This is a genomic window from Mesorhizobium sp. M1423 (assembly GCF_040317575.1).
In the GTDB taxonomy this organism is placed as follows: domain Bacteria; phylum Pseudomonadota; class Alphaproteobacteria; order Rhizobiales; family Rhizobiaceae; genus Mesorhizobium.
Window position 1 is genome coordinate 295736 of the sequence record NZ_JAMYKU010000003.1, and the last position, 18891, is coordinate 314626.

The 18891-nt window shown below is 58.7% G+C and carries 14 protein-coding genes; 5 read left to right on the forward strand and 9 right to left on the reverse strand.

Annotation, left to right across the window (positions count from 1 at the left end):
- Window positions 1–24: 24 nt before the first annotated feature.
- Entirely contained in the window at window positions 25–717 is a 693-nt protein-coding gene (locus NKG95_RS06205; RefSeq protein ID WP_023718551.1) for a N5-glutamine methyltransferase family protein, read from the reverse strand.
- Between the two features lie 408 nt (window positions 718–1125).
- On the opposite strand from NKG95_RS06205, the gene NKG95_RS06210 reads away from it, so the two are divergent.
- The gene (locus NKG95_RS06210; RefSeq protein WP_023718552.1) at window positions 1126–2877 is read left to right on the forward strand and encodes a type I secretion system permease/ATPase; all 1752 of its coding nucleotides are present in this window, start codon (window positions 1126–1128) and stop codon (window positions 2875–2877) included.
- A gap of 242 nt (window positions 2878–3119) precedes the next feature.
- Window positions 3120–4418 carry an HlyD family type I secretion periplasmic adaptor subunit gene (locus NKG95_RS06215; RefSeq protein WP_352589441.1) on the forward strand — a complete coding sequence of 433 codons (1299 nt, stop codon included), beginning with the start codon at window positions 3120–3122 and terminating at the stop codon, window positions 4416–4418.
- Between the two features lie 47 nt (window positions 4419–4465).
- Here the strand turns inward: NKG95_RS06215 and NKG95_RS06220 are convergent, their stop codons facing one another.
- The 5 genes from NKG95_RS06220 to NKG95_RS06240 form a co-directional block, all read right to left on the reverse strand.
- Window positions 4466–5728: a polysaccharide biosynthesis/export family protein gene (locus tag NKG95_RS06220; protein ID WP_352964319.1), complete on the reverse strand. Its 1263-nt coding sequence runs from the start codon at window positions 5726–5728 to the stop codon at window positions 4466–4468.
- Window positions 5729–5794: 66 nt separating this feature from the next.
- A complete protein-coding gene (locus tag NKG95_RS06225; protein ID WP_353040201.1) occupies window positions 5795–6799 on the reverse strand; it encodes an SDR family NAD(P)-dependent oxidoreductase in 1005 nt (334 codons plus the stop codon).
- A 74-nt stretch (window positions 6800–6873) separates the two neighbouring features.
- Window positions 6874–7548: a sugar transferase gene (locus tag NKG95_RS06230; protein WP_031193846.1), complete on the reverse strand. Its 675-nt coding sequence runs from the start codon at window positions 7546–7548 to the stop codon at window positions 6874–6876.
- Window positions 7545–8681 carry a DegT/DnrJ/EryC1/StrS family aminotransferase gene (locus tag NKG95_RS06235; RefSeq protein ID WP_023718557.1) on the reverse strand — a complete coding sequence of 379 codons (1137 nt, stop codon included), beginning with the start codon at window positions 8679–8681 and terminating at the stop codon, window positions 7545–7547. Before NKG95_RS06235 ends, NKG95_RS06230 begins: the two co-directional genes overlap by 4 nt.
- Window positions 8682–8728: 47 nt before the next feature.
- Entirely contained in the window at window positions 8729–9451 is a 723-nt protein-coding gene (locus NKG95_RS06240; RefSeq protein ID WP_031193847.1) for a nucleotidyltransferase family protein, read from the reverse strand.
- Between the two features lie 511 nt (window positions 9452–9962).
- On the opposite strand from NKG95_RS06240, the gene NKG95_RS06245 reads away from it, so the two are divergent.
- Complete coding sequence (locus NKG95_RS06245; protein WP_353040202.1) at window positions 9963–10637, forward strand: LuxR C-terminal-related transcriptional regulator; 675 nt, start codon at window positions 9963–9965, stop codon at window positions 10635–10637.
- 182 nt (window positions 10638–10819) lie between these two features.
- Here the strand turns inward: NKG95_RS06245 and NKG95_RS06250 are convergent, their stop codons facing one another.
- On the reverse strand, window positions 10820–12559 hold the full coding sequence (locus tag NKG95_RS06250) for a sensor histidine kinase (RefSeq protein WP_353040203.1): 1740 nt from the start codon (window positions 12557–12559) through the stop codon (window positions 10820–10822).
- 289 nt (window positions 12560–12848) lie between these two features.
- On the opposite strand from NKG95_RS06250, the gene NKG95_RS06255 reads away from it, so the two are divergent.
- Both NKG95_RS06255 and NKG95_RS06260 read left to right on the forward strand, forming a co-directional pair.
- On the forward strand, window positions 12849–13559 hold the full coding sequence (locus NKG95_RS06255) for a helix-turn-helix transcriptional regulator (protein WP_031193850.1): 711 nt from the start codon (window positions 12849–12851) through the stop codon (window positions 13557–13559).
- Window positions 13560–13864: 305 nt separating this feature from the next.
- Entirely contained in the window at window positions 13865–14947 is a 1083-nt protein-coding gene (locus tag NKG95_RS06260; protein ID WP_353040240.1) for an NAD-dependent epimerase/dehydratase family protein, read from the forward strand.
- A 182-nt stretch (window positions 14948–15129) separates the two neighbouring features.
- Here NKG95_RS06260 and NKG95_RS06265 read toward each other — a convergent pair whose 3' ends face one another.
- Together NKG95_RS06265 and NKG95_RS06270 are read right to left on the reverse strand one after the other, a co-directional pair.
- Complete coding sequence (locus NKG95_RS06265) at window positions 15130–16671, reverse strand: lipopolysaccharide biosynthesis protein (RefSeq protein WP_352484590.1); 1542 nt, start codon at window positions 16669–16671, stop codon at window positions 15130–15132.
- Complete coding sequence (locus tag NKG95_RS06270) at window positions 16668–18890, reverse strand: GumC family protein (RefSeq protein ID WP_353040204.1); 2223 nt, start codon at window positions 18888–18890, stop codon at window positions 16668–16670. Before NKG95_RS06270 ends, NKG95_RS06265 begins: the two co-directional genes overlap by 4 nt.
- Between the last annotated feature and the right edge of the window lies 1 nt (window position 18891).

Consider the following 18891-nt stretch of genomic DNA (forward strand, 5'->3'; position numbering starts at 1 on the left):
CTAGGCCTGTCGCGACGGCGGTGCTTACGCCTGCGCCTTCGTATGCCCCACAACCACCCTGCCCTCGCCGGCCTGGTTGGTGACTGCCCGGATACTCTCATAAGCCTTGGAACGCTCGAGCAAACTCATGACCTGCCGGTCCTGGCCAAGCCCAACCTCGAAAAGCAGGATGCCTCCGCGCCGCAAATAACGCGGCGCGTCCTTGAGCACTCGCATATGGATGCTCAGACCGTAGGGTCCGGCTGCGAACGCTTCACGCGGCTCGAGCTCGACCAAATGCGAACGATCGCCCTCGAGCCGTTTTTCCGAAATATAGGGCGGGTTGCAAACGATCACGTCGATCGTGCCGTCAAGCTCCAAGCCGGAGAAGGCGCCGAACAAGTCGCCCTGAAGCACCGTTACCCGCTCCTCCATATCAAGATGGGTGACGTTGCGGCGCGCGACCTCCACGCATCCGTCGGTAAGATCGCTTGCCCACACGCGCGCGGTGGGAGCGTGGTGCGCGATGGCGCACGCCAGATTGCCCGCCCCACAGCACATGTCGACAACGCGAGGCACCGGCAAGTTCAGTTGGCTCAGAACATCGAGAGCGGCGTTGCCGAGCAGTTCCGTTTCCGGCCGAGGAACAAGCGCACCGGGCGAGACCAGCAGCTGCAATCCCATGAAGGTGCTGCGGCCCCTGCCGTAGGCGTCGGCAACATTGATCTCTTCGCTCACGACACTCGCCTCCCCGTTTTAGCCGGCGTTGGTGGCCGACAATTGCGTTCCGATGAAGTGTATCTCAAAACCGTTTAACTCTCGATCGACAAAATCAAAACCCATCCGTCCCCAGACGCTTCGACGCCTTGATGCTACAAAGATGACCATAAGCTTCTGCGCTGTGTCATGATTAGGAATATCTCCTTACCAGACCCGGTTATCCCCAGCCTGGCGAGCCAGTTGCCGAATTCTCAGCCTGGCGTCACGATTTTGCTACATTTTAATCAAAGAAGGCACATATGTAAGCAATTCGTAATGTTCCAGCAGCGAAGGGCGGAGCTGCTGCTTCCCGGAAGGTTAAAGTTTGTCCCTCATCGAAAGAACCGACGAGATTGCGCGGCAATTTCGCGTCAAAGAGCGCATATCATGAAGTCAACCAAAGGGCGCTCGCTCGATCTACGATCCGCGATGTTCGGCTGTGTGCACGGCCTCGTTGGCGTAGGCGTTTTCTCCGCATTGATAAATATCCTCGCCTTGACCGGCTCCGTCTACATGCTCCAGGTCTACGATCGCGTGCTGCCTTCGCAGAGCGTGCCGACTCTTGTCGGATTTACAGTCGGGATGCTGGGACTTTACGCGGCCTACGGGCTCCTCGATTTCGTGAGGCTTCGCCTGTTGGTCCGCATCGGCAGCCGCCTGCATAGAAATCTGCAGCAAAAGGCGTTCGCAGCCTCGCTTTCCCTGCCCCTCGTTGCCGGGCCGGATGCGAACCGGGTACATCCGCTTCGTGATCTGGACCAGCTACGTGGCTTTCTTTCCGGACTGGGGCCGACAGTCTTATTCGACGCTCCCTGGATACCATTTTATATGGTGGTCATCTATCTGCTGCACCCTGCGCTTGGCGTGCTGGCAACGCTCGGCGCATGCGCCGTTGTGCTTTTGACGGTGGCTGCGGAGATCATCGGCCGCAAACCTGCGGCTCGTGCGTCTGAAACACTCGTTGCGCAGCGGCTTCTGGCCGATTCCGGCCGCCGCAACGCAGAGGTTGTTCAGGCTATGGGCCTGTCCGCCCCGCTTAGCCGGCGCTGGAACGAGGTCAGTCATCTTTATCTGAAGAACCAGGAACGGCTCTCCGACGTCGTTGGCGCAGCGAGCTCACTGTCGAAGACGCTCCGAATGGCCTTGCAATCATGCGTGCTGGGGCTTGGTGCCTACCTCGTGATCGGGGGCGAGGCCTCGCCGGGTGTGATCATAGCGTCGTCCATATTGCTGGGCCGCTCACTGGCGCCGGTCGATGTGGCGATCGCAAATTGGAGAGGGTTTCTGGCAACCCGCAAAAGCTATTCCGAGCTGGCGGCAGCGCTGGATGCTTTTGATAGCCAGCAAGAGCCAATGGAACTGCCACGCCCAAAGGCGGAGCTTGCGGTCGAGGAATTGACGGTCGCGCCACCAAGTCTGCAGAAGCCAACAATCTTCAATGTAAGCTTCCGCTTGGCGAGGGGCGCAGGGCTGGCGGTCGTCGGCCCGAGCGGCTCCGGCAAGACCACGCTCGTGCGCGCTTTGGTCGGGGCATGGAAGCCGCTTCGAGGAACGGTAAGATTGGACGGCGCCTCGCTCGATCAGTGGAATTCAGAGCTGCTCGGCATTCATATTGGCTACCTGCCGCAGGACGTTGAGCTGTTCGACGGCACGATCGCCGACAACATTTCAAGGTTCGGCGGCAAAAGCGACGCAAGGGGCGTGTTGGCAGCTGCCAAAGCTGCGGGCGTGGACAAGATGATCATGCGTCTTCCGCAGGGTTTTCAAACACGCATCGGAGAAGGCGGCGCAGCCCTGTCGGCTGGGCAGAGGCAGCTCGTCGGACTTGCCAGGGCACTTTACGGTGATCCATTCCTCGTCGTTCTTGACGAACCAAATTCCAATCTGGATGCAGACGGCGATGCTGCTTTGGCCGGCGCGATCCTGGCAGTGCGTCAGCGCGGCGGTATCGTGATCGTCGTTGCGCATCGCCCCTCCGCTCTCGTCAACATCGATCAGGTACTCGTCCTGTCGAACGGGATGCTCCATTCGTTCGGTTCGCGCGAAGACGTTCTGGCAAATGTGATCCGGCCCTTCCCGCGTCCGGACAAGCCAAACATTGTCGTTCCGCTGCAGCACGGTGCAAGCGGGCATGCGTGAGGTATTGCTTAGTGTCTAACGTGACCATGTCGTCATATGCTGCGGTCGCTGGCGAAGGCCAGCCGACCGGGGCGAAGCCAGAGCCGGATGGCATTCGAGCCAATTTACCCTGGGGCAATCTGCTCCGGAGCCTGGCAGAACATTCTCGTTCCGCTGCACAGAGGTGCAGCCGGGCATATGTGAGGTATCGCTCTACTGTTACCGTGTCGCCATACGCCGCGCCCGGTGGCGAAAGCCGTTCGTTGGAAACGAAGCCGGATCCGGATGGCATCCGGGCCAATCTGCTCTTGGGCTTGGCAACCAGCTTGCTGTTGATCTTTGGCGGAGGGCTGTGGTTGGGATTGACCAAGATTGCCGGCGCGGTGATTGCGCCTGCAACTGTGGTGGTCGAAAGCAACATAAAAAAAGTCCAGCATCAAACCGGCGGCACCATCGGCGGAATCTTCGCGCAGGACGGCGATCACGTGAAGGCCGGCGACGTGTTGGTCAGGCTGGACAACACATTGACCCGAGCAAACCTGCAGATAATCACCGAGGACCTCAATCGAGCCACCATTCGTCTGGCCCGGCTGGAAGCCGAGCGCCAGGGTCTGCCGGAAATGCAGATCCCGCCTGGCCTTCGGGTTCAAATGGGTGACCCGCAAGTGGCGGCGCTTGTCAGTGGCGAACGTGCCTTGTTCGAAAGCCGTGCTGCGGCGCTGGCTGGCCAGAAGGCACAATTGCAAAGCCGCGCGAAGCAGCTGGAACGTCAGATCGATGGCCTCAAATCGCAGCAGTCTGCGACGGATGAGTCTCTGGATCTGCTGACCAAGAACCTTGCTGACGTCGAATCTCTCTACGCAAAGAAGTTGGTCTCCAAGGAGAGGTTGAGCACTGTCAGCCTGGAGAAGACCCGGACTCGCGGCGAATCGGGACGCCTTGTCGCAGCGATAGCGGAGGTACAAGCTCACATCAGTGAAACGGACCTGCAGGTGCTTCAGCTCGACGAACAAATGCGGAGCGACGTGACCAACGAACTTCGCGAAACGGAAGCCAAGCAGACCGAACTCAGTGAGCGCAAGGTGGTGGCCGAAGACGAGCTCGGCAGGACAGACATTCGCGCCCCGCAATCAGGCACGGTACAAGAATCCTCGGTCCACACCGTCGGAGGCGTGATTGGCGCCGGAGAGGTGCTCATGATGATTGTGCCCGATTCCGACAACCTTGTCGTAGACGCTTCCATTCCTCCGTCGCGCATTGATGAGATCCATCCCGGACAGCAGGTGTCGATCCGCTTTCCGGCGTTCGACGCCGGCACTACACCGGCTTGCGAAGGCTCGGTCAACCGCGTCTCCGCAGATCTGATCAAGGATCAGCAACGTCAGCTTTCCTATTTTTCGGCGCGCATCGATGTCGAGAACGAAGCGACCTGCCTGACAGGAGAGAAAATCCTCAAACCGGGCATGCCCGCCGAAGTCCATATAAGAACCGACGAGCGCAGTGTCTGGTCCTACTTGATGAAACCTCTTACCGACCAATTTTCCAGAGCTTTCAGGCAGTAAGCGGCTGCCAACCCAGTGGCGGCCGCTTGGCTCGAGGCGCAGCCGATCTATCGGATCGCCGCGCTCTCGAGAGCGCTGCTGAACCTTACCTCGATCGTGTCTCCCGGCATGACCTCGGTGTCTTCTTGGGCCGGCTGTTTCCGCCATTCTTCGCCGACCCTGCGAACGATCGTGACCTCGGCTTGGATCGTCTCACCGGCAACCGGCAACGGCAGGGCGGCAGCTCCCGTGGGCTGCAACTTCTGGCTGGCGGCGCGAAGTCTTGCATTGATGTCGGCAAGACGCACATTGGTATCTTTCAACTCAGTCAGCAGACCTATCCTTCTTTGGTTGTCATTGCGTTCGTGCTGTCTGGCAAAATCAGCCTGCTGACGTCGTGCTCTCATAAGTTCAACCGACGTTTCGAGTGCCCGGCTGGAAGAGAGTACCAAAGCGCGCCGGACGTCGGCGAGCCGGTTATTGGTGAGATTTCCGGACTCAAACGCTTTCCTTACGCGCGCCAGCTCGTCTTCGTCCGCCTTCACGCCATCCGCTTCGGCCTGCTCGCGTTTGAGCAAGGTCTCGGTTTGTGCAGCGGCATCCTTGCCACTTTTATCGAGAAAGCTCTGCTCTTGCTGGAAGTTGTCCAACGAGAGCTTCAGCCCTTCTGCTTCGGCCTGGGCGATCGCCGATGCAAAAACTGCCGGCAAGGGCGATCCTTGTGGTGGCTGCATGTCGAAGCTCGATTTGCCCTGAAGTTCGGCGCGAATGCGGGCGCTGTGATAGTAGTCTCTCGTGTATTCCCCCCAAAGCGATTCGTAATCGCGCCGCAGATCCACCGGATCGGGGCCAACCTGGTTTGCCCGGGACCGCAAAAGGCTGAAACCACCTGACACGGCAATCGCCTGCCGCACGGTCATCAGCGGCCGGTAGGCCTGCTGTCCGGGAGTGAGCACATCCCCTGTCACATAGATCGGCCGATATTCTGCGACCACGGCGGTCACGTCTGTCGGCTTGATGACGATCATTTGCTCCCGCCCGTCAGGCAGACGATGGTGGAATATCTTGGTTGGCAGGATCGTCTGCATGCGTGTTTGCAGTTCGGCCGGGCTTAGGCCGCCCACCGAAACCATCCCGACTTCGGGAAACGCGATTGTGCCGTCCATCTGGACCACGGCACGTTGCGTTCGCTCCGGGATGGAGGCAATTCCTATCTCGACGGTGTCGCCGGCGGAAAGTCGATAGGCGACCTGCGCTTCCGCTGCAGCGGCCGTATCCATGGCAGCCAGCATGCCGAGCACGACAAGAAGGATTCGGTTAACAAGGACCATTGGTGACAATCTCCTTCTGGTTCGAATCCAGCGACAACTGCGGAGCCAATCCACCCAGGCGAAAGCTCATGTCATGTAATCCATCTCATGGCGCACCCGGCCTTCGCTGAGGCGTCCCTGCCACCATCCGATGGTCCGCTCCAACCCTTCGCGCAGGCTGGTCTGGGCGCGCCATCCAGTCTTGCTTTCGAGGAGCGAAGAATCAGCCAGCAAGGCACGCACCTCTGAATTCTGCGGCCGCAGGCGGCGCTCGTCGCGGTGAATTGGTTTCTTGCAGCCACTCAACTCGACCACCAGATCCAATATGTCCGAGATCGTCACGGCGCGCTGGCTTCCGGCATTGAAGGCATGGCCAAATTCGAGCTCGGCCGAACCTGCGGTCAAAAACGCCGCCGCAGTGTCTTCCACGAAAGTAAGATCGCGGATCGGGCTGGTGTCTCCCACCATGATCGCCGAGCATTTCTTGTCGAGAGCCTGACGTATGATGGTCGGTACGATGGCTCGCTCGCTCTGGCGTGGGCCATACGTATTGAAGGGCCGCATGATGACCACGGGGACGTCGAACGATCTGGCGTACGACTCCGCCATCATGTCCGCACCGATCTTGGATGCCGAATATGGTGACTGTCCCTGCAACGGGTGTGATTCGCTGATGGGCATTGTCAGCGCGGTGCCATAAACCTCGCTTGTCGAGGTGTGCACCACCCGCTCCGTCTCCCATTGCCGCGCCGCTTCGAGGACGTTGACCGTGCCCAGGATGTTGGTTTCTACATAGGACTGGGCCGCGGCATACGAATATGGGATCGCGATCAGTGCGGCGAGATGAAACACCACCGCCTGGCCACGCACGATCCGGTTAAGGAACGCGCTGTCACGAACATCACCGCGGATGAGGTTCAGCTGGCTTCGAATGGTGTCCGGCAAATCGTCCAGCCAGCCGTGGCTGTCGAACGAATTGTAGAGAGCCAGCGCAGTGACGTCCGCGCCGCTACGGACGAGTGCTTCGGTGAGATGCGACCCGATGAACCCATCGGCACCGGTAACCAGAACTTTCCTGCCCTTGTATGCCATGACCCAAGCGTTCCCCCTATGACGTGAGGCACTGACTTTGCAAATCCACGAGAGCGCGGGTATTCCACCTGCTCTCACGTTCCGATCGGCGGCGGCGAAACGACGCCAAGCACCGCCAGCAAGCCGCGCACCATCCAGACGACATCAGAGACGATCGTGCGCTGCGGATAATAGGAAAGGTCGAGCCTGGCCTTGGCAGGAAACAGAACCTGGCGGTAGAACAATAGCGGGTCCACGGATCGCGGATAAAAATGCGCTTCATTCCGGAAGAGAACCTGGGCCGGACCCAACAAGCCTGGCTTGTATTGTAAAATGTCCTCAAAGCCCCCACGAAAACAATCGGCAAAGGCAAGGCTCTCCGGGCGTGGACCGATGATTGCCATCTCGCCTCTGAAGACATTCCATAGCTGCGGCAGCTCGTCGAATTTGGTGGCGGCGAGGAACCGCCCGATTGGCGTCATGCGGCTGTCATCGGCCATGGTCAGCGCCAGGCCACCGGGATCGCATCGCACTCTGAATTTGCGGAATTTGTACATGCGGAATGGGCGAGCACCGGCCCCGACGCGGGTCTGCGTAAAGAAGATTGGCCGACCGCCTTCCAGCAGCAGCGCCAGGGCAATCAGCAGCATCAGCGGAGCGAAGACGATCGCCGCGGCTGCAGCAATGACGAGATCGATTGCTCGTCTCACAGCCCCATGGGCGGCGCTCGAGACGTTAGGCCGGTGAATGGCTAGGTCCAGGGCATTCATGCGGCTGTTCCTGTCTGAGCGCAGTTATTGACCGCCGCGGCAAGAGCGACCACTACCGTTTCGACCAAAGGTGCGGTGATCTGCGGATGCAGCGGTACAGTGAGTTCGCGCTGGGCGAAATCTTCCGTGCGCGGTAAATGAGTACCGGGAATGAGCTCACGATAGAGCGTCATCTGGTGCACCGGCGGGTAGTGGATAGTGGTTTGTATCCCTTGCGCGCGCAGTGCGTCGATGACGTCTTGCCTGTCGGCGTAACGCGGCAAAAGGATAGGCATGATGTGGTAGGCCGACGTCCGCGGCTCGTGGAACGGGATGGTCACGGCCGGGCAATGCTTCGCGATGAGACGGCGATACAGCATCACCAGGATACGCCTGATCTCATTCCACTCCTGCAGATTTTGCAGCTGGACCAATCCGATCGCAGCCCGCAATTCATCCATGCGATAATTGAATCCGAGCATGGTGACATCATACTGCGGGGTGCGGCTGTTCAGCCTTTGACGTGTCCCGGTGGTCATCCCATGTCCACGCGCCTGGCGGATCGTCTCGAGCAGACCGGCATCCCTGGCAATCACCGCCCCGCCTTCCGCCGTGGTCATGTTCTTGTTGCCGTAGAAGCTGAAGGCGGCCGCGGCACCAAATGTCCCCACCTCCTTCAGGCCGGGCGCATGCGCCGCGTCCTCGACGATATGCAGCCCACGGGCACGGGCGAACTTCTGCCATTGTTCCCGATCGGCGAGGTAGCCGGCGAAATGGACGAGAATGACTGCCTTGGTGCGGGCCGTGCATTTCGCTTCGGCTTCCGCGATGGACATCAGCGGCACATCGACCGACTCGATGTCGACGAAAACGGGGGTCGCACCAACATAGAGGACCGCATTTGCGGTCGCCACGAAAGTCAAGGATGGGACCAGCACCTCGTCGCCCGGGCCGATACCAAGTGCGTGCAAAATGAGATGAAGCGCTGCGGTACAAGAACTGACCGCGACGCAATCCTCCGCACCATGCACGTCGGCAAAGGCTTGTTCGAAGGCTCGTACCTGCTCCCCCATGGTCAGCCAGCCGCTGTCGATGACCTTGGTCAAAGCAGTCTTCTCCGGCACACCCAAGATCGGGGCACTGACCAAGAGCATCACAACCTCCTAGACTGATAACTGTGGGAACCGCGCTGGTGACTTCATCATGCAGCCGTCGCAGTGACCTCGATCGAGGCCGACTGGTCTTCCCAGGAAATGGTCTGTGCGTTCTGAAAGTCGTCGACGCGCCCGATATCGAGCCAGAGACCTTCATGCTTGTACACGTGCACGGTTGTGCCGTTCTGCATCATCTGGAGCATCAGGTCGTCGAACCCAAAGGGTATGCCGGACGGGATGAACTGCAGAACGTCTGGATTCATGCAGTAAATCCCCATGCTGACCAGATGCGACAGCGTCGGTTTCTCGCGAAAGGTCTGCACGGTATTGTCGACTTCGTCGATGACGCCGAAATCCATCTTGATCAGGCGACAGGCTGTTGCGATCGTCACTGGATCGGTGTGCTTACGGTGCGCTGCTACAAATCGACTGAGGCTTAGATCCGTAAGGACATCGCCATTGAGAACGATGAATGGCTCCGTCAGTTCGTCCCTGATCAAAGACAATGGCCCGATGGTGCCCAGCGGCTCCATCTCCTGCGTGTATCGAATTTTCAGGTTCCACTGCGAGCCATCTCCACACACGGTGCGGATCAAGTGGCCGAGATACCCGGTTGTAATATAGACTTCCTGAATACCGTTGCGTCGCAACCATTTCAGAAGCATCTCGAGAACCGGCCGTGCACCAATCGGCATGAGCGGCTTCGGCAAGATCGAAGTGAAGGGGCGGAGGCGTGTTCCCATTCCACCACATTGAATCACCGCTTTCATCCTGGTCCTCCCTTGTTCATTCGGCCTGAACGCCATCGTCACGGGCCGGTTATCCTACCCTGGTCAGCACCCGGGAAACGCGTTCTTGTCCCCTCAGAAGAACCGGTGAGATTTCCCGTAGAAGACCGGTGAGATTTCCCCACCGATCCCTGATCCGGACATTGCATCTGGATGGTATGTGGCCGTCGGGGTGGATGTCGTCGTGCATTCGAATGGTAACAATTCAGCCGTTTTGCTGTTCTATACCTACAGACCTATGGCAGTGCTGAACGACCAGCCGGTCTGTCAGCTTTCCAAGAGGTCAGAACACATGTTCGACGACGTTCGGCGGGTTTCGCTCACAAGGGGCAAAAAAAGAGGAGCGTTTCCCGTCATTTAAGATTATATTAGAAATCTGGCGTTTGCGGCGTTGGGGTGCCGCGGCGTCGGCTGGATGAATCGACGAGTGAATGGCTACGACTTTCAGGCCCATCACCGTTCAATCCATTCAGATACGCGTTGGGGTAGTTCAATGTATCGAATCGTCATCGCCGACGATCACGGCTTGTATCGTCGTGGCTTGCGATTGGCACTGACCGCAGGCATTCCAGGTGTGGAGATATTTGAAGCGTCTTGTTTCGACGCGGTGCTCAGTTTGCTGGCAGAGCAATCGTTCGTGGATCTTGCGATCCTGGACCTGAATATGCCGGGCCTGTTCAATCAGGAGGTGCTCGGCGGGATCCTGTCCGCCTATCCGGACACGCGATTTGCGATCGTTTCCGGAAACGATTCACGCTCGGAAATACTCACGGCTCTTTCGATCGGGCTTCACGGCTACATCGTAAAGTCGCAGACGGACGAAGAGGTCGTTTTGGCTGTCAATGAAATCCTCTCCGGCCGCATCTATGTTCCTGCACTTCTGTCACGCCCGGGTGCAACGCAAACAACCCACACGCATACACACTCCGAGAAAGGCCCACAGCGACGTACCACAGGCCTCAACCTTGGCAGGCTGACCTCGAGGCAAAAGGAAGTCCTCAAGCTGATGGCGGAAGGCTATTCAAACAAGGAAATTGCTCGCGACCTGGAAATCGCAGAGGCGACCACGAAAATCCACGCTGCTGCGGTCCTGCGTGAGTTGGGGGTACGCAATCGGACAGAAGCTGCGGTTATGCTGAAGACATGGCTTTCGAGACATGCCAGCTAGGGCGCCGCGCGTCCTTTTGGACATGCAAACGGCGCCCAAGCTTTCATGCATATACTGCATATACCGAAACTGCGCTGCGGCCTTTGGCCAACGACATCCCTGGAAAAGAACCTAAGCGCATCTCCAAGGCCATTCAGCGCGACGCGTCTTTTAGGTATCTGCTTTTCGATCGGAGCACTGCACTAGGATCCGATTTCCTTGCGTGACAGCCGCAGCGAATACCGCAACCCGTGGTCAGTTATTTCCAGTTTGGGAGAGTGACCGACAAGCGGCGCTCCATCTACTCCGATTATCATGGAACCGAAGCCATGACGGACTACGCTCGAGGTCCGCCGCCGTCCCGATTCCACCCACTCGAACACGATCTCACTGCCTGTGTCTTCAGGTGCAAATGTCCAGCTTACGTCGATCCGGCCTTTTGGATCGCCTAGCGCTCCATATTTCATGGAATTGGTGGCAAGCTCGTGGACGATCATTGCAAAACTCTCGGCGGCGCCTCCCGACATCACCACGGAAGGACCGCTGACCGATATGGCGCGTGTTCCCATATATGGTTGCAACTCTTGAGCAACGAGATCGTTTAGCGCCCCCGATACGCTGCCGTTGCGTGAAAGAAGCAGATGGGTCGCCTCGAGCGCGCGTATCCGGTCGATCAGCATTTCCTTGTATTTGGCAACATTGTTTCCAGGAACATCGACCATTTTCACGAGCGCCGTGATCACCGCGAAAACGTTGCCGAACCTGTGGCGTTGTTCGAGCATAATGCGCTCCCGCTTCTTTGCCGCGGCGCGCAGCAGCGTGGTTTGTCGTCTCTCGCTCAGGTCGGCAGCCACTCCAAGCCGCTGTCCTCCATCACCCTGTCTTTCCTCCCTTCCGCGCAGGGCAACCCAGCGGATATGCCCGTCCGGTCGGCGGACGCGTATCTCAACATCGTAATTCATGACCGATGATGCGGACTTTCTCGATGCCGCCAGCTTTGGCCAGTCCGCCGGATGAACGACAGCTGATAGTTCCTCCAAACTGCGGCTATTGGCCTGGGCCAAGCCGAGAACGTCCCAGAACGTGTCCGAGCCTGTGACTGTCCCGTCTTTAAGGTCGATCCGCCACGTGGCCAAGCGTCCAGCAGACAGAGCGAGGTCTAGCCATTCCTTCTGAGCCCGAAGCGCTTCGTGAACAGCTCGTCGTTCCGAAATATCGTCGACCACCACGAAGATGCTCTCCGAGAGTCCCCCCTCGGGCACGGACGAAGAAAGCGTTAGCCTGGCCCAGAATGCCGTACCGTCCTTTCTTAAAAGACGGACCTCCGAAACGAACGAAGCAATGTCGTTGCCTAGGCTCGCCAACAATTGCGCCAAGGTGTCCCGGTCGTTCGGGTGGGCGAGCGTATCGAGCTGCAATTGGGCAAGCTCCTCCTCCTTGTACCCGGTCATCTCACAAAGGCGTCTGTTGGATTGCAGCAACTCACCTTTCTCGTTGGTGTTCGCGAATCCCATGGCAGCACGTTCGAAGGCCCAACGATAGCGGCTTTCGGTCGCCTCGACGGCAGCGAGCCTGGCCTCCGCGACTTCTAGCAGCTCACGCAAGTCCTGCCGCAGGCGATGGAACGTCATGGCAATCACCCCACCCGAAACCAGAAGCAGGATTGCGCGTGCCCAATCGCCATTTGAAATCTGATCGTATCCTCGCGCCCAAAGGCCGACCGCCACCATCAGAATGGTCGCAGCGAGCGCAGGCACACGATCTTCGAGATAAGCGATAATAATAATAGCCGGAACAAATTCCAGAAAACTGGCGCCTTGCCCAATATAGGCTGACGATTTTATTTCAAATATCAGCGTGGCAGCTAGTACGGATGCAGAGGCAATATGAGTTAGCAATCTGCCCGACGGGTTCGAATTCGACCTGCGCGACTGCGAGCTCATGGACACAGACTACAACCTTCTGACTAGCCCGTCGAGACTAGAGCAAAAAACGTACAGCTTAGTACCACTGCCGGATTGCCATACCGCTATCATAGCGCGCATTTTATCGGATGCAGCAGGGGCTATGAGCTGCCTTAGAACTGTCAGATCATATTGAGTTTTCAAGGTGGTGATGAACACGTTATCCGTCAGCGCATAGAAGACTAGAATCCATCTAAACATAAAAGATTATCCGAATCCCGAATACTTATTTTCGGGCCTGTGTGAAACTTTGGGTTAGGGGTAGAAAATGAATCTGATCGATAGACATGTTGATGCTTCTTCGGGCGGTAGGTACATTGCTACGAGGACCAAGTACGATTTTGACGCGCGGAATACGCGACCCTCTTCTGGTCACCTTCCCGATCGCGCATCGGATCCATTGGACGCAAGGCTCGGGGAACCAAAAGGCCGCAGTCTGGAATCCATAACCGGCGTGCTTGATCGCATTGGCTGTGGCTATCTCGTGCTGAATCGCGAAAGAAAAGTAGTCGAGTGGAACGCAGCCGCCCAAACCACGCTTGAGCGCCAGGGCGAAGCGGCTGACACGGCGAGCGGGCTTACGGCCGCCCTAAGGCGGCTGATCGCGAATGTTCCGGGCCAATTCCTGCCGGGCTCGTTATCCTGGGTGGTAATCCGCAGCAGGGGCGACCGGCCGGTGATACTGAACGAGAACGGAGTTATTGCTCCCGACGGAACGAGCATCGTGGCGTTGCTGGACCGGGACAACAGGTCGGGGCCAAATCCTCGCACGTTGCAAAGAATGTTTGGCTTGACGAGCGCAGAAACGCACCTCGCCTTGCGTTTGGCTCAGGGCGACGCACCTTTGGAGATCGCTCGCAGCTGGCGTCTCAGCCGCACCACGATCCGTTCCCAGCTTGCCTCGCTGTTCGCCAAGACCGAAACGAAACGCCAGGCGGAACTGGTGGCCCTTCTTGGGCGTATTTCGGTCCTGCCATAAGGGCCCGCCACTTAAATGCAATCGCCGGACGCCGGCGTCCGTCCGGGATCCAGACGACGCAATTTGGAGTGTCATGATTTGGCAGGTCGCGCATCGCGTTGCGCGGTTCGTGGCACCGACATTACCTGAACTCCACCAGGTTCGATGCGCTGACGTAAATATCGGAATCTGGAATCTCGGACCGGCAATTCGGTACTGTCGAACGGAATTCGAAAGGCAACAAGTTGGACAACGATCTATGCAGCGAGTCTGTCCTTGCCGCAGCGGAGAAAGTGGAAATCGCCCGATCGCGTTCGGATCAAGCGGTGAAGAGACTTGCACGGACAGGACCGATCGTCGTCACCGGCGCAGCAGGTTTCATTGGTTTTCACGTGGCCTCGCGGCTTTTGCGTCTGGGTGTCAAAGTCGTGGGCGTCGACAATTTCACACCCTATTACGATCTGCGGCTCAAGGAAGCGCGGTTTGCACACCTCTGTAGCGAGGCGGAGTTCACGCCGATACGAATGGATCTGGCGGACGCCGCCCGCGTTCAGTTGCTGTTTTCAAACGTTCGCCCCTCACACTTTGTCCATCTCGCGGCTCAGGCCGGCGTGCGTCATTCACTTGTTGACCCGCACGCCTACGTGCAATCGAACATAGTGGGGTTTTTAAACGTCCTTGAGGGCTGCCGGCATTACGGCGTCAGTCATCTCGTCTACGCCTCCTCGAGCTCCGTCTACGGCTTAAATCGAACCATACCGTTTTCCGAGCACCACGGCGCCGATCATCCCGTCAGCTTCTACGCCGCCACCAAGCGTTCGAATGAATTCATGGCGCATTCATATAGCCATTTGTTCGACCTGCCCGTGACGGGGCTGCGCTTCTTTGCCGTTTATGGCCCCTGGGGCAGGCCCGACATGGCGGTCTATTTGTTCACGCGCGCGATCATCGAGGGCAAGCCAATCGAAGTAGCCAATGCCGGCCGCGTCTGGCGAGACTTCACCTATGTCGACGATATCGCTGAGGGCGTGGTTCGAGCACTCGCTGCACCGCCGCGGCCCGATCCGAATTGGGACCCTTGCACCGCCGACCCTGCTACAAGTTCCGCGCCGTGTCGCGTCTACAATATCGGCAACGACCGGCCCGAGGAGATCAACCGGCTGATTTCGATCATCGAGACCGCCCTTGGCAGCCGGGCGCTTCGCGTGGATGTGCCGTTGCCGCCTGGCGACGTTCTGGAGACGCGCGCCGACGTCAGCGATCTCCGCAAGGCCGTCGGCTTCGCCCCGGCGACGCCGCTTGAGGACGGAGTGCAACGCTTTGTCGAATGGTACCGGGGCTTTCATGGAACGGATGCCGCGGTCAGTATACGGCAACAAACGTCGGTGAATGATGAGGCCACGGTGTAGGCCGTGCCTTGTCGGGCAACGATCTGCCACTCGGCAAATTCGAGATTTCGCATTTTTTTCGGACAGAGAATAAAGCGAGTGTCGGCCCCAAAGCCGCCCCCGCCAGCCTCTATCCGACACAATCTTGGACTCGAAATTCCTGAACGCTGATGCCGTCGAGTATCGGGCGCGATAACATCAGATCAGCGCAGGAACCAATGAGGCGGCTGGCCTTCGACTGCGCGCGTTCTGAGCGACGCCAGCGCAAAGATCAGCCCAGGGATAATTTTCAGCCGTTTGCTGATATAAATCGACATCGCCACATTCCAAATCGCCAACGCAAGCGCGAGGCCCACTGCGGCGCCCGGCGCGCCGTAGAGCGCAATTCCTGCGGCACAGCCCATGATGCTGGCCGCGGCGCCGGCGATCATGGTTGCGGCTGCCGCCCATTCGTTTCCAGTCATCATCAAGAGGAGCATCTGGGGTCCGCATAGCGCGACAAAGACATATCCGAGAATGAGTATCCGCGCGACGGGTGCCGCTGTACTGAAATCTCCGCCGAACCAGCTCAACAGAGGTTCAATAATCGCAAGCATCGGGATGGCCATCGCTATGGCGCCGCCAGAGGAAAGTAGAGCCGCCCGTGAAAAAAGCTGCTGCAGAGCCATCCGATCGCCTCGGGCATGAAGGGCGGCCGCTGTCGGCGCAAACATCGTCGAGACAGCGACCAGGGAAAGGCTCACAAGCAATGCGACGTTCAATCCCAAGGCGAAAATGCCCGCTTCGCGAATGTGATGCGTCCAGCCCAGCACCATGACCCCGGCCCGGCTGATGAAAACATCGAGCCCGGCCATGAGCATCATTGGCGGAACCGCGGACCACCATTCCCGCGACTCGTTGCCTGGCTGAACCTGCCGCAAGCCGGGCGGCTGAAATTTTGCCGCCATGATGAACACCAGGCCGACCGTGATGGCTGAACTTGCCAGCACCGCCTGCATCACCAGCGGTGCGTTGGGGGTCCATGATCCGGATAAGACCGCCATTCCCAGCAACGTCAACAATAGGCCGTCGCGCACGATGCGTTCCGGCATGAGGGCCGAGACACCGCCGCCGAAAGCACGAACAAGTGTTGCGCCCAACGCGTAGGCGGTGACCAAAGGCACTGCTGCCATGCCTAGCAGCTGGCTGGTTTGAAGCTCCTTGTGAGAAGAATCCGAAAAGAACAAGACCAAGGCGGCGCCAATGATGCCGAATAGTGTCGCTGCCGCCAGCGACCTTTGCAGAGCAAACCTGATTACCCCGTGTACCAGGTCAAGCCGCCCTTTGGCACTGTAGGCGGAGACGAAACGCAGCAAGGATACATGGAACCCAAGCGTTGCAAGATAGGCAAGCACCGAGGTCCAGGCCAGAACATAGGAGTAGATGCCATAGCTGGTGGAGCCAACGATGCGCGCAATCAATAACTGCGCCAAGCTGGTCAAGCCCGCACCCCCGATATAGACCAAAAGAGCGAAGATGCTGGCATAGCCGAGACCCCGGCCCGTGTCCTCCTTGTGCGGCAAAACCATATTTGTTGGAGCAACGGAGGCCGCAGGGAAGCGGGCGAGCTTCGGATCGCTGCAATCGTCGATGTCTCTTGCGCCGGCGGGCCCAGCTCCGGTCTGCGAACTCTTCGATATTATCTTCCGCTCGACAGACTGACTGCCGCGACGGTCGTTACGCGGAAGCCCGCATGTGACACTCATGATGTTCTCTCGAGCAAGAGATCTGCGCTGTCCCCAAACCGATAGCCAGCGTGTTTCTGTAGATTGACGTGCGTGAGAACGCTGCCTACGGGGACCTGAGCCGTCTCGTCCTCCGTCAGCAGCTGCAGAACACCGCGCGCGATGCTGCGACGCGTCCTGCCCCAGCGAACGGCGAACAGAACCGCGTCAGCCCAGCCCGTCAGTAGCCTGGCCTCAGGTCCTCCAAGTCCCAGCGGTCCATTTATAATGACGACGCTGTAGATTGAGCGCAGCTCATCTGTGACCAGGGATCCGTCGATCATGGACAGCTGCGGCAGCAGATCCTCTGATGGTGCCAGCGCCATGAAGTCGATTCCAATTTCAGGCATTCCCGTGACCGCGTCGTGCAGGGGACAACGGTCGTTCATATAGTCTCCAAAGGATTTATGCGGCCGGAGCGCGCCGAATTCGTTCAGGAACTCGTTCGTGAGGCGGGCCCCCGTGCTGTCAAGATCGAGAAAAAGCACTCGTCCCCCAAGTCGGGTAGCTGCCAACGCCAGGCTCCATGCAAGCTCGGTCTTGCCATCATGCCGGATACTGGACGTTACGAGGATGACGTGCGAAGCGCGGCCCCTCGCCTTGTTGAGTGTCACGGTGACGAGGAGGGAAGTGATGGCTCGGCTGTAGCTGGACTTTCGTTGGCCAAGAACCAGCTGCTGAAGTCGTTTCGCGTGTATTGTGGGCGCTTCCGGTATCAGCCCCAGGCATGGGACCCTGAGCGCGGCTTCAGCTTCGGCCTCGCCGCACAAGGTCTGATTGAGGCGGCTGCGGACCATCACGAAGATCCCGCCAATGAGACCAAACACGATCATGCCGGGCGGAATAAGGAAGATGGGCGGCAGGGTTTTTGGATTCGTCGGCGGCCACGCCGCTGAAAGGATCGAGACTCCGGGCAAGGGAGTTGCGATACGCTGCACCAGATCCTGTTGTTGCGTGAGTAGCTGGTTGTATCGCTGCGTCAAGATGCTGACCTGCGGCTCGAGCGCACGCAAGCCGGAAAGCCGGCCGGCTGTGTCGGCCACCACCGCATCAAGCACATTCTTGCGCCCCTCCAGAGCCGCAATCTGGGCACGGTAGATGTTCGCCTCCGCAGCAATGCGAGCAGTGCCTTGTTCGATCTCGCGGTTGATTGCAGTACTCAGGCCCGCATCCGCATTGTCGTTGGCTTGGCGAGCCGCTATGTCGGCCAGTACCGGTGACCCGATCGCTTCGGCGAGCGCCGCGACCGATGCTCCTTCCTTTCGCAAAGCCTCGATGTGTTGAAGGCGAGATTCCGTTGCGGAGAGATCCGCCTTCGACAAAGATATCTGCTGGCTGAGCTCGGCTGTCTCCTTGGCAGCGTTGTCCGCCGCACCTTGATCGACCGCGCCATGGCTCAGCCGATACTTTTCCAGGCGGTCGGTTGCTTTCGCCAAGTCGCTTTGTACGACCGGTAGGCTAGCGACAATCGAGGCGAGTTCCAGTCTGTCTGACGCCCTGCGCTTCTGTGCGAGATCGTCGATGTATACTTGGACGAACGTATTGGCCACAAGGGCGGCTCGCGCCGGATCGTTATCGGTAAAGCCGACCGTGATCACTCTTGATCGCAGTTCCTGTCCAACCCTCATGCCCTTCCGTAATGCCTTGAGTTCGTCTTCATCGGCGGCCGCCGGCTTGCCCTGCGGCCAAATGCTTTCCAGCAGACCGGCTGCGAAGGTGCGTATGTTCTGCAAGTCGCCGCCGGCCGGAGCGGGGCGTGAATTTCCGGTTACGACATCCCCTTGCTCAGCAATGTTACCAACCTCCGTCTTGCGCAGGGCTGCCACCACGCGACGCAGATGCCCCTGCGAAGAGAGCATGGTTAGGTGGTCATCAATGCTCGCATCCAGCATCTCTTGCGCAGAATCTGCGCCTCCGGGAGCCGCATTCCTGCCAGGAGCATCGACAATCACCTGTGCGGTCGACTCGAACAGGACGGGACGCGCAAAACCCGCAAGCCCAGCCAACACACCGCCCAAAATCACCATTGCAAGCAGGAACCATTTTCTCCTCGCGACGGTAATAAGGAGCTGATGGAAGGGAGTCTGCGCGTCGATCTGTTCGCGCAGGGATGGCCTCACGCGCGGGTTGATCTCGCGCGTCGGCACGTGCATTTCAGTGGCGCGCGGAAGATGAATGCGGCTGACTATGGAACCTTCCATC